The organism is Desulfatibacillum aliphaticivorans DSM 15576 (assembly GCF_000429905.1).
Taxonomy (GTDB): domain Bacteria; phylum Desulfobacterota; class Desulfobacteria; order Desulfobacterales; family Desulfatibacillaceae; genus Desulfatibacillum; species Desulfatibacillum aliphaticivorans.
Genome location: NZ_AUCT01000006.1, coordinates 138,039 through 150,355 on the forward strand (window position 1 = coordinate 138,039; position 12,317 = coordinate 150,355).

5 protein-coding genes are annotated in these 12,317 nt (G+C 55.3%); 1 reads left to right on the forward strand and 4 read right to left on the reverse strand.

Going from position 1 to position 12,317, the window contains the following annotated elements; genetic code table 11:
• The first annotated feature begins 154 nt into the window (after window positions 1–154).
• Window positions 155–937, forward strand: coding sequence for an SDR family NAD(P)-dependent oxidoreductase (locus G491_RS0106845; RefSeq protein WP_028314046.1), 783 nt, complete (start codon window positions 155–157; stop codon window positions 935–937).
• 91 nt (window positions 938–1,028) lie between these two features.
• Here the strand turns inward: G491_RS0106845 and G491_RS0106850 are convergent, their stop codons facing one another.
• The 4 genes from G491_RS0106850 to G491_RS0106865 form a co-directional block, all read right to left on the reverse strand.
• On the reverse strand, window positions 1,029–7,760 hold the full coding sequence (locus tag G491_RS0106850; RefSeq protein WP_028314047.1) for an Ig-like domain-containing protein: 6,732 nt from the start codon (window positions 7,758–7,760) through the stop codon (window positions 1,029–1,031).
• 266 nt (window positions 7,761–8,026) lie between these two features.
• Entirely contained in the window at window positions 8,027–10,366 is a 2,340-nt protein-coding gene (locus tag G491_RS29750; RefSeq protein ID WP_051327085.1) for a hybrid sensor histidine kinase/response regulator, read from the reverse strand.
• Window positions 10,367–10,663: 297 nt separating this feature from the next.
• Window positions 10,664–12,094: a sulfotransferase gene (locus tag G491_RS33485; RefSeq protein ID WP_051327086.1), complete on the reverse strand. Its 1,431-nt coding sequence runs from the start codon at window positions 12,092–12,094 to the stop codon at window positions 10,664–10,666.
• Complete coding sequence (locus G491_RS0106865) at window positions 12,091–12,300, reverse strand: hypothetical protein (protein WP_028314048.1); 210 nt, start codon at window positions 12,298–12,300, stop codon at window positions 12,091–12,093. The genes G491_RS33485 and G491_RS0106865 overlap by 4 nt, the downstream gene beginning before the upstream one ends.
• Window positions 12,301–12,317 lie beyond the last annotated feature (17 nt).

Below are 12,317 nucleotides of genomic sequence, written 5' to 3' on the forward strand. Positions count from 1 at the left end.
GCGCAGGGCAGCCGGCCAGGGCCTGGTCCGGCGCGTTGACACACTGTTGTAAATGGGCTGGACTTTTTCGCGGAACGGGTGATAATAATGCCATTGTTTATCCACCCCCTTTTTTAAGCCCTTTTGTTCCATTATAGATTCCTTGGAGAAGAAAATGACCATGAAATCCCCCGCTGAATTATTTGACCTGACTGGAAAAACCGCCGTAATCACCGGCGCCTCCTCCGGGCTTGGCGTGGCCTTCGCCCAGGGCCTAGCCGCCGCCGGCGCCAACGTGGTTTTGGCAGCTCGCAGAACCGACCGCTTAAAGGATCTGGCCGCTAACCTGGAGAAAACCGGTGTGGGCGCCGAACCCGTCACCTGCGACGTCACCTTGGAAAATGACGTGGACAACATGGTAAAGGCGACCACGGACCGCTTCGGCCGTCTGGACATCCTGGTGAACAACGCGGGCGTAGCAATTCCGCACCCTGCGGAAACCGAGCCTTACGAGAGCTTTAAGATGGTCATGGACATCAACGTGAACGCCCAGTTTCTTTGCTCCCAGAGGTGCGGCAGAATCATGCTCGAAGCCCGCAGCGGAAGCATTATCAATATAGCCTCCATGCTGGGCCTGGTAGGGCTTGGGTCCATCCCCCAGGCGTCCTACAACGCATCCAAGGCCGCTATGATCAACATGACCCGGGAACTGGCCGCCCAGTGGTCCAAACGGGGCGTGCGCGTAAACGCCATTGCTCCGGGTTGGTTCCCCAGCGAAATGACCACCGACATGTTCGGCGACGAAAGATCCGAGGCCTTCATGGAAAAACGCTCCCTGCTCAGGCGCGGAGGCCGCACCGAGGAATTGATCGGCGCCTTGCTGCTGCTGGCCTCCGAGGCGGGCAGCTACATCACCGGCCAGACCATTGTGGTGGACGGCGGGTGGACAGCTATTTAGGAATTTCCTAAAAAACACAGAGAGCCGTATCGCTTGTGCGATACGGCTCTCATATTTGGCATGCGGAAAGGCCTATGACGGCCCGTTGTTATTACTGCAACTGCTGAAGAACGAACAGGGCGTCGCGCATGTCGGCGGCGCCGTCGTTGTTGGCGTCGCCGGACAGGTTGATGCCCGAGGCCGGATCATAGCCGGAGACGACCTGCACGGCCAGGATGGCGTCTTCCAGGGTCACCAGGGAGTCTCCGTTCAGGTCTCCCGGGATTTCCTCCACGGTTACGTCGGCAGTATCCGGCTCTCTTTCCGTTTCCAGGTCGTCAGTCACCGTCACGGTGAACGTTCCCTGGTCCCCCAGGGACGTCGCCCGGCACTGGCTTCCCGATTCGGATAGGCTGGCCAGGGTTTCGTTGGAAAGGGTCCAGGAATAAAAACCGCTGCCGCCTTCCACCTTCAGGTCCAGATGTCCGTTTTTCTGCATTACGTACGGCCCTGGCGGATAAATGCCGAAAAGGTTGGAAACCACATTGACTCCCACGGAGTTGGACTCCAGGCCGATAAACACCGCATCCACAGCCTTGAGATTCACCGTCCCGGCGGTGAGGCCGGAAACGGTTCCCTGGGCGTTTACTGAGGCCGCGGCGCCGTTATCCGACGAGAAAGTATAGGAGCCGGAGCCGCCCGAGACCGTCAGATCCATGGCCTGGCCCACCGCCAGGTCCGCCGATGGGGCTGAAAGCGCGATGGGGGCGACGTCCTTGACCAGGGGATTCATGCCTCTGGCGATTTCCTCGCCGTCCGGGGCCAGGTCGCCGTCCGTATCGTTCAGCGTGGGGTTGGTCCCCAGCACGGCTTCTTCGGCGTTGGTGAGGCCGTCGTTATCCGGATCGTCGGCCCCGGCCTGAGCCAGGGAGTTGAAATACAAGCGTTCCCAGGCGTCGTTCAATCCGTCCTGATCGTCCAGGATGACCGGGCCGAAAGGCGCCACCAGCTTGCGTTCCAGACCGCCGGCCGTAACCGGGGCGACGGCGTAATAAATGGGCTCGCCGAACTTGGCTTGTGAGTCTGTGTAGGTCTTTGCCTGCTGGCTGGCCAGGGGAGTCATGCCGTCCACCGTGAAAAAGGGCTGAGCCGCGGAATAGACCTTATAGCTGGCTGCAAGGCCGTCGCTGTAGGAGGACCAATCCAGGGCCGCCGAGGGCGCGCCGCCCGTGGATGTATTGGAAACCTGGATTTCTACGGGCGCGGGAGCGCTTTGGCCTCCGATCTCCCGAAAATCCATGGGCATGGCCGGCATGCCGCCGTTTACCGAGGTGATGACCGAAACGGACCGGGCGCCCGGATTCAACACATAAGCGCCCACATGGTTTGAACTTTCCACACCCCAGGCGGGCATGACAATGCGCGACTCGTCCGCGGTCCAGAACAAGCGCATGGTCCCCATGCTGGGCTGGGAGCATGCCATGACAAGCTCCTGGTTTCCGGTGGTCAGGCTGGCCAGGGCCAGGCCGTTGTCCGAAAAATAGGCTAAAAAGTTCCCGGAAGGAGACAGGGCCGGGGACGCATAGGAATCCACGTCGCAAATTTTTTCCACAAAGGCCATGTCCGGCGTCAGGCTGACGATGGACCATTGGTTGTTTGTATCCGAGGATTTGGCGAAGGCGTATATCACGCTTCCGTCCGGCGACCAGCCGGGCGCGGCTCCGCCCACATAAACCTCTTCCTGCTGGGTTGCCAAGGTGAACACCCGCACTTGCGTGGGATCGGAAAAGCTGATGTTAAGCGCGTAGGCGATTTTGGCGCCGTCCGGCGAAAGCTCCAGGGAGGTCACGTCGCCGTCAAGCACGGTCGCCAATACCTGGGGATCGTCGCCCGCCAGGGAGTTGCTGATGATTTCCTGGCCGACGAGGCCGTCGCGGTCCCGGGCGTAGATAATCCGGGCGCCGTCCGAAGTGAAATCCGGCGTAAAACGGGATGGAAATGAATTTTCCACCGTGGTCAGCGCCTGGGTCTGGCGGTCCCACGCCTGCAGATTTCCGGACATGAAATACAAGTAGGCGCCGTCCGGGCTGCTCACCACGTCCTGGGCGAATGATGCGTCCAGTTGAGCGCTCGCGCCGCCGGGCAAGGATATCTCGTAAACCCCGCCCATCATTGTATTCGCATAATCCAGGGTTCCGCTCACGTCCAAAGGCGTCACAGCCATGGTGGTGAAGGTGATGACGCTGTTTGCGGACAAGCCGTTTCCCGCCTTATCGGTCAGATCGCCGTCCATCTCCACGGTGTAGGTCGTGGAGGCGGTTAAGGCGCTGCTGGGGGTGATTGTCAGCATGCCTGCATTATCAGCATAGGAGGAAAAGGGAACGGAAGTGGAGCCTTGCAACAGGGCCACGCCAGCCTGGGCCGAATTTTCGTCAATCGCCTCGTTAAACAGGAGTTTGATTGCGCCGCCCGGGGGAAGCGCCTTGGAGCCCGAAGCCGGGATGGAGCCCGTAAAATCCGGGCCGTCCACGTCTTCCGTGGAGAATCCCCAATACACGGGAACGCCCAAGGCCGCACCGGTTGCGTCCAAAACCTGGCCTGCAATGTGAACCCGGTAATTGGCGGCGGAAACAAGCTCGCCCGGGTCCAGGGTCAGGACGTCCGTGTCCGCGTCGTAGGATATGGTCACGGGATCTCGGGCGATGAAATTGCCGTCAGCGTCCACGCGGGTCAGGGCGATCCATTCGCTGGTCAGGCTGGTCGGGTCCATGGGGCCGGAAAAGCTGACCGTAATCGCCGTATCCGTCGAGGCGTTGACGGCATCCTCTGCGGGCGTTTTGTCCGTGACGGTCACGGAGCTGGTTCCGGCGCCCAGGGCAACGATCCGGGGGGTATCGCCATAGCTTATGAGATAATCGCCGAAAAGTTGAAAATGGCCCGACGTCGAACCAAGATCCACGGGATAGGTCCGGTGGGTCAGGAGGTCGTAAGCCGTGGGAATCATGTCCGCCGACTGTTGCGCCGCCGACAGGGAATACGGAGGCGGGTTAATTCTTTCCTGGAAGTAAACCAGGCTTTCGGAAATCTGGAAAGGCCAGACCTGGGGCTGCATGCTGACCGTAAAGGTCGCTCCGGCGTCCAGATGGTACACGAAGAGCTTGCTGTCGTCGCATGTGTCATACCACAAGCCGCCGGTAAAATCCCCGTGCATGGTGTACACCAGGGCCACGGCCCTTCCGTATACCACGGCCGCCTTGTCCACGCGCACCGGGTTGTCCGGATCCCAGGACACCAGGTCCGTCATGGCAAGGGTGCGCACGTCCAGGGAATGGAGGCTGTCGCCCTTGGGAACCCTGTAATCCACGCCGTCTTGCCCGTCCGTATCCGAGGCGACGTAGTCTTTGCCGTCGCTTATTTGAAAAACAAGATGATCCCCGTCAAATCCGCTGAGAATGGGATCCTGCCAGGTTTCCAGGCCGGTAATGGTGCGCAGGTCCACGGGCTGGGGCGATCCGATTTCCCAAAGGCGAATCACCGGGTCGGCGCCGGAAAAATCAATCCAAACGACCGTATTGCCGTGCACAAAGCCGTTGGTCACGCTGGCGGCGCCGGTGGGGACGGGCGTGGTGGTTCCATCTTCCGTATTGTACAGGAACAGGGAGAAGGTCTTGTCCGCCGGGTCTATGCCCGATCCTTCGTCGCCCTTGTTTTTAGGGTAAAGCACCCAGGGTTCGGAGATGTCGAGGAACGAGCAGTAGGTGGTGGGATCGCCGTTTATGCCGCCTTCCGTGATGTAGTAATAGCTGGCGTCGAAAAGCAGGGTATCCTCGCCCGTAAGCAGATCGAAAAGCCATATCTTGCTGTTGCTGATGTAATAGTAGTGCATGCCCACGACCTTATACCGCATGCCTACGGCTATGTATTCGCTGCTGCTCATGGTGCGGGGCAGGGCGGGGGCGGCGTATTCCTGGCCAATATCCATGGCCGCGTCCTCCACGGGAGCGCCAATGGTAAACCAAAGGCTGCGGGATCCGCCCTGGTCCGCCTTCACCAAAAGGTCGTAACGGCCGCGGGCCGAAACCTCGGCGCCGTCAATGATCGACTGGGGAGCTTCTCCATTACGCCATAAGGCCGCAGAATATCCACCCGCAGAAACCTGAATGCCGATGGTCACGGGATTTGCATAGGCTGCGCCGTCTTCCACGCCGGTGATTTCTATGGTCGGAGGCAGGGTTCCGGCTTCAAAGGATTCGGTGGTGAAAGACCAGGATTTTTCCACCAGGGGATTGCCTGCCTGATCCGTGCATCCTTCGCTGAAGGTTACGGTATAGACCGTTCCCGGCAGCAGAGAACCGGGATACATGTAAAAGGTTTTCGTCGCCTCGTCATACCGGCCCGTAAAAGGCTTGGAAACGCCGTTGGCCTGGATAACCGCGTTGGGGGAAACCAGGGTCGAGGCGTCCATGGCTTCGTTGAACACGGCGCGAATGGTCTGGTATACGGACACGCCCTCGCTGTTCAGGCCCGGCGTGTGATGCACCAGGTTGGGACGGATATCGTCGCCCGAGGTTTCGGGCCAATACAACTGAAGCTGCTGTCTTGCCCAGGCCGCCCAGCCTGCAAAGCCTTCCCGGACGTTGGCCATGTACAGGTCATTATAGAGGCCCGCCTGGTCTATGAGATCCTGCAGCACTTCTTCGTTTTCAGGCATGACGCAATAGGGGTTTCGTTGCTGCATCCACCCGTTCAGCGAGGATGGGTTGGCGAATATCTGCTGAAACAATTCCTTGGCGTCCGAGCGAATGTCCATGACCCGCTCCATGTCGCTCAGGTTGTAAAAAGCGGCGACGTATTCCAGTTCCTTGAGGAAATCCAGGTATCCCTGCTCCGAGGGCAAAGCCGGCAATGAGGTATAGTCGCTGACTATAAACTGAACCATAATCCGCAGGGTCGCATCGTTTTTCATGCGGTTCAAAAGTTCGTCGGCTGCAGCCAGGTCCTGGTTGAAATCGCTCTGGCCCTGGAGGTAGTCGTCGGCCGATTCAATGGCCCGTTGGGCCATGGTTGCGCCGAAGTCGTAATCCAGGTCCGCCATGTACACGTCAAAATGAGTCGCATCCCAGGTTTGCTGGGCGCCGCCCCATTCGTCATCGCCCGAGGTGCAGAGGTACATCCAGTTGGCGTCCGCATGATCGGCCAGGGCTTGCACGGCGGCGTCCCAGGCGGTCTTTTTATCTTCTATATCGGTCAGGAGTGCGTGCTTGCCTTCCATGAAGGTTGTGTAGTTCGCCGCCTGGGTTTCCAGGGTTTCCACGTTGTCCCAGACCATGTCCATGAGATCCTGGGTCAGGGGGCTCAGGGCGAAATGGGCCACGGGGCTGCCGGAGCCGGAATAGATGCGTTCGGAATTGGTTTCCAGGCCCGCCTCCGCCATAACCAGATAAGCCTTGGCCAGCTTTTCCAGGCTTTCCGGATAGGTTCTGAACGTAAAGTCGTTGATGTCCGGCGTTTGAGACGGCATTTCATAGGAATAGACGGCTTCGGAAAGCGGAAAAGAGGGATCATATTCCCTGGTCAGATAATAGGGGCTTAGGCCCGAAAAATCGGGCAGGTTGGTCTGCACGATCCCCAGGGCCTGCTCGTCAAAAACGTCCAGATCCTCGCGGGTGAACCCGGATTTATCCCAATAGGACTCCGCCGAGGCGTTGATCTGCGCTTCCAGACCGTCCAATACGGCCTGCAGGGCGTCGTGGTCGGCGACCGCCTGGGCCCGGGCTGCATCGTAGCCGTCCCACATGGTCTGGGCGTAATTGCTCAACCACGTCCAGTTGGTCGAGACGTCGTTAAGATATACGTTCTTGTTTTCCTGGGGCTCGCCGGAATTGTTGATGTTTTCCAACACCTGATTTTTTTCCGCCAAAGCCTCGGCCATAATTCCGTTGTAGATCTTGTTGAACTCGCTCCAGCATAACTCCTCGTCGGCGAAATCGGAGGAAAGAGCGTCCAGTGCGTTTTGATATGGCGTCGCGTCGAAAATGTAATCTGTGTTGCTGAAATCCAGGGGCCAGACCGGGTCGGAGGTCGCCCTGTGGGAGTAGTGGGCGATATTTTTCATATGCAGATTGAATTGCTCTATCTCGGACCTGAATACGATGAATCTGCTTTTGGCGTCCTTCATCAGCTCGACGTTCTTTTTCGCCTTTTTAATAAGCAGTTCCACCTCGGATTTGAACAAATCCGTGTTCATGGATTGCAGGTTGGCGTTTTCCACCGCCGTGTAATCCTCAATGAACTGGTTCATGCCGTCCCAGGTATCCTTGATAAGTCCCGGCACATCCACTGCCAGCGCGTCTTTGATAACCGAACCCACGTTCTGAAAGGTGTTTTTTACCCCTTTTAAAACCGCAAAGGACTTGTCTTGAAAGTCCAATGTACGCATGGCGGGGATTCCCTTGAGGCCGTCCTCGGCGTTTTGGAGCGAGTTCGCGGCCGTTTGGATCAAGTCGTCCCAATACTCCGAGGTGAACTTGACGCCTAAATCAATGTTGATTTGAGGAGGCGTGTACGAAGGATCCTCCCGCCGCACTTCCTGCACTTTATCGTAGAAAGTCGTTTGGAGGTTATTTTCAATGTAGTCATTTAATTCTTCGAGTTTGTCAAAGGCCTGCTCCAGGTTTTTGGCATGGGTAAGGCTTTTGATTTCTTCGGCGCGGGCGTCTATCTCCGCGCAAACCGCATTGATTTGGGTGCGCGCTGAAGCAGCATCGGCCAGGGAATTTTGAGGGGAAACTAAAAGAAATGACGAGACAATCGCCGTGACAGCCAGAAACAAACGGATCTGCATGGTTCAGTCGCCTTAACACAAATAAAATTTTAGAAAAGTATCGAAAGCATAGATGAGTGCGAGGACAGTATGTACCTCAAAATGCCAATAAATACAACTCTCTCCGGGTCTGGGTTGATATGTCAGCGGCTAAAACGGAGGGAAGAAAAAATAGTGATTCTATGGCGGCAGACTACAACGGGAAGGCAGGGGATTATTGAAAAAAATATGAACTTTTCAGGCTATGAACAAATATTTTCAATGAAAAAATTTTGCCTTCGGACTCGTTATTCTTTCGAGTCCAAAACGCTGCGGAGCATCTCGGCCAAGTCCTTTCTTAAAACTGGTTTTAGCAGATATCCTTTGATTCCAATCTGTTTAGCTATTTTTTCGTCGATTTTTTCGTTGAAGCCGGTGCAGATGACAGTAGGCGTGTCCGGGGAGATGGCCGAGACTTCTTTTATGAGGGCGTCTCCGGTCATATGCGGCATGGTCATATCCGTCATGAGCAAATCGATTCCTGAGGAATTACTGCGAAAATATTCCAAAGCCTCCAGGCTGTTGGTAAAGGAGCATACTTCATAGCCCAGGCGACTCAGCATTTTTCCCACGGTATTGACCACAGGCTCTTCGTCATCGACCAGCATAATTCTTTCATGGCCGGAAGGTATGTGCACGCCGGGAGCGGCCTGGGCCTGTTCCTTTGATTTTTTCATCAAGGGAAGAAAAACATCGACCACGGTTCCTCTGCCGGGGTTGCTTCTGATTTTTATCTCTCCCCGATGATCCTTAATAATGCCATGAACCACAGCAAGCCCCAGGCCGGTGCCTTTTCCCGTACTTTTTGTAGTGAAATAGGGCTCAAATATTCTATCCATGATTTCCGGGTCCACGCCGACGCCGTTATCTGCAATGCTCATTAGGGCAAAGCGGCCGGGGGGCAGGTTTTTATCGGTCAGATCTTCTTTTTCCAACTGGCATTCCCTGAGGCTGACAAAAATGGCGCCGCCCTGGTCCTGCACTGCATGGTAAGCATTGGTGATGAGGTTCATGACCACCTGATGCATCTGGGTGGGATCGGCCATGACCACGCCGCAGTCGGGCATTATATCGCTTGTGATTGCAATATCGGCGGGAATAGTTGACCGGCTCAGTTTCACGGCTTCCTTCAAAACCTGCTGCAGCACCGAAGGCTGTTTTTTCGGCTCCGCTTTTCTGCTGAAAGCCAGGATTTGCTTGACCAGTTCGCTGCCCCGTTTGGAGGCTTTGAAGATTTCGCGCACGCACTGCCATTCCGAACTGTCTTTGGGCAAATCCTCCAATAACAGTTCAGACATGCCTAAAATGGGAAACAGAAGATTGTTGAAATCGTGGGCTATGCCGCCGGCCAAAGTTCCGATGGATTCGATCTTCTGGGTTTTCTGCAGCCGCCTTTCAATCCGCCTTCTTTCGGTCATATCCACGATGACGCCCCGAAGGCCGGCGGGCTGGCCGTTGGCGAAAATGGGGCTGATGTGGTATAAAACGGGAAAGGTGGAGCCGTCCTTGTGGATAGCTGTGTATTCGTTGACGCCAATGCTTTTTCCGGCGAATTTCGCCGAGATGTTTTCAATGGCCTTGGGCCTGTCTTCCGGGCTGATCATATCCAGGCCGTTCAATCCATTATTAAAATCCTCTTCGGTGTAGCCGAACATTTTGTAGGCTTGGCGGTTGACAAAGGTCAGATTGATGTCCGCGTCGGTTTCAAAAACGGTTTCCGGAAGCATTTCCGAAAGCTCCCTGAACCGGGCTTCGCTTTTTTGGAGGGCCTGATCAGCCTGTTTGCGTTCGGTGATGTCCGTTGCAAACCCTTCAATAAGGAACGCGCCGTCCTTTTTGGAAGCCATAATTCTGGCGTCCATATTCAGCCATTTGTTATCGCCGCCGGGCAGTTTGGCTTCGTACTCAAAGTTTTTTACGAAACCGTTTTCCTTCAACTGCCGGATAAATTCCCGGCGCCTTTCGGGATTGGCGTAAAGCTGTTCGCCCAGGTTGGAGTAATAGGCCAGGGCGTCTTCCACGGCTTCAAATCCCAGGATGCGGGCCATGGCGGTATTGCACAATGCCACCCCTCCCTTGGAATCCGTGCGGAAAATGCCCACAGGAGCGTTTTCAAACAAGCTCCTGTACTTTTCCTCGCTTTCCAAGAGGACTTGCTCCGTTTTTTTCCTTTCCGTGAAATCCTCCACAATTCCCACGCCGCCGCACACACCATTATCCCGAAATCGATACGGCGAAAAGTGAACCCGAATGGGAGTCACTTTTTCGGCGGTCACGGACCGGTAATCCCCTTCATAATACCCCTGCCGGTTGTTTAACGCCTCTCTGACGGCGTGGACGAATTTTTCGTCCCGCAAGTGCAGCATATTGAGGCCGATTAAAGCCTTTTTACTGGAGCCGATAATTTTAACGAACATGTCGTTACAGGCAGTGATCACGCCGTCCTGGTTAAAGTGCAGAAAGCCAAGGGGCGCATTTTGAAAAATCAGGCGGTATTTCTCCTCGTTTTCCTTGCAGGAATCATCGGAAAACCGTTCCAATTCCTTGATGCGCGCCTCCAGCTCTTCATATGTGGGCTTGCAGGACATGCTGTTTGCAGACTCCTGTCAAAACGCCGCATTTCGGCGCAATCTGTAATGGGAAAGATGAAGCAGGGTCGTCTTTCCGCAAAAAGCAGGATCGTCTTTCGGCCAAAAGACATCCCCATTTTTTTGAAAATTGACCCAAATATTAAATAATAGCGGATTCAAAACTGGGGGTCAAAGGAATTTGTTGTGATTTCAGGGGCTGTGATACCTATTTGCTGCATCTAAATTAGAAGCCTTTGCAATGCTTATAGGGAAGTAAAGCCGCTTTTCCCAAAATTATAAGCGTTTTGGACTTGCCTACGGCGCTTGCGTCAACCAGCTTCCTTTTTCACGCAGTTGCCAATATAGGGATTCCGCTTTGCCAAGCAGGGCCGGGTCGTATGGGTCGATAACCTCCCTGCCTCCGCTGCGGATGGGGTTTTGCCTTCCCATTGGTCGCTTAATTTCGGCCAGTTTCCCCAAATTATCCAAGGCCGTCGCGGGGTTTTCGCACAGGTCTTCGTAACAGACCAGGCGCCCATTCACATCGTTGGTTTTAGGATAAAGAAATCCATAGGCGTCGATCCACAACCGCAGCCAATAGTCCAGGGTAAGGGGGGCGCCTTTGGCTTGAGCCTCATCAGAAAACCGGAACGGGCGATGACCGCCGCCGAACTCATGGTGGGCCAGCCAGGTCATGTACTTTAGGGCGAAAGCGTCCTGTTCCTGGCTTTTGAGGAACAGGCGATGCTGGTTCATCAAAGAGGCTGCATGAGTTAAAGGATGGCGAAATGGAATCAGGATGACCGCGTTGGGAAAGGACTCCCGAACAGCGTCCAGTCGCAAGATATTATTATTATTTTTGGATAGGTATCTGCCTTCGGCGTTTTCGTGGGCGCAGAGAATGGAGGCGACGTAAGCCCGGAATTTCTCCACGGTTTCCTTATCCGCCTGCATGGGGGAAAGGTGGTCGGAATGGAGGTATTTTTCAGCGCAAAAGGTTTTCCAAAAGACTTCCTCCAGGGCTTCCGGGCTGTCAAAATCCACCAGAACCCCGTCCTGGTGGGCGCGCTCTTTTTTCTCCATGTCTTTTCTGGAGCCGGCGCTCAGTTTTTTCCATAAATTAGGCGCAAGAACAAAGGGCATGTCCCGATAGGTGAGGGAGCAAAAATCTCCGCTTTCGTACAAAAGCCGCATGAGCAGAGTGGTGCCGGCCCTGGCCAGGCCTGAGACGAATACGTGCTCTCCCTGGCCGCCCGGCTTGGCTTTTAATGACGCCTGCTCCACGTCGAACGAAGCCTCGCGTATGATCCGGGGCCCTAAAGCAAGGTGGTGCAGCAGCCTGGACGAGGCGGAATAGTCCTGATTTTCCTTGCCCGAGGACCGGAATGACAGGCGCACGGGCAGATATACGATGGAAAGGCCCGTGGAGAATATCAGACCCTTGGGGCTGATGAAAAAGGGAGGGATCGCCGGATCAAGGCGGCCGCCCAGATAGTACAATAAAAGAGCGGGGGTGAAGATCAGAAAAATCAATCCTCCCAGCTTGAGGGAGGCGGCGAACATTCTGCCGGAGTAGTACAGCAGGAGTTTTTCCTTCCAATGGTCCGAAACCCCTTTTCGGGTTACGGTCCCCAACGAAGCCGTCATGCATTCCTGCACTCGCCCCGCCGTTTTTTCTATGTGCACAATCAGGGCGATTTCTATGCAAATTGCAATACACAGGCTTACGGCGAGGTAGGGAATCACTGTTCTTCCTTTTTCCTTTTGATTTTTCTAACAAGTCTTTTGATGGGATACCAAAGCACAGCAAACAAAGCCAGCAAAATAGAGGCTAAAACGCCCAAAATGGTGCCAATGGCCCCAAGCCCCAGGCCGGGCCCTACGTAGGCGTAGGCGTTGGTAGCCGCCAGCAGAAAGAACAGAAACAAAAAAAAGAGTGGAAGTTTCTTCATAATAGCTCCTTGCCTGA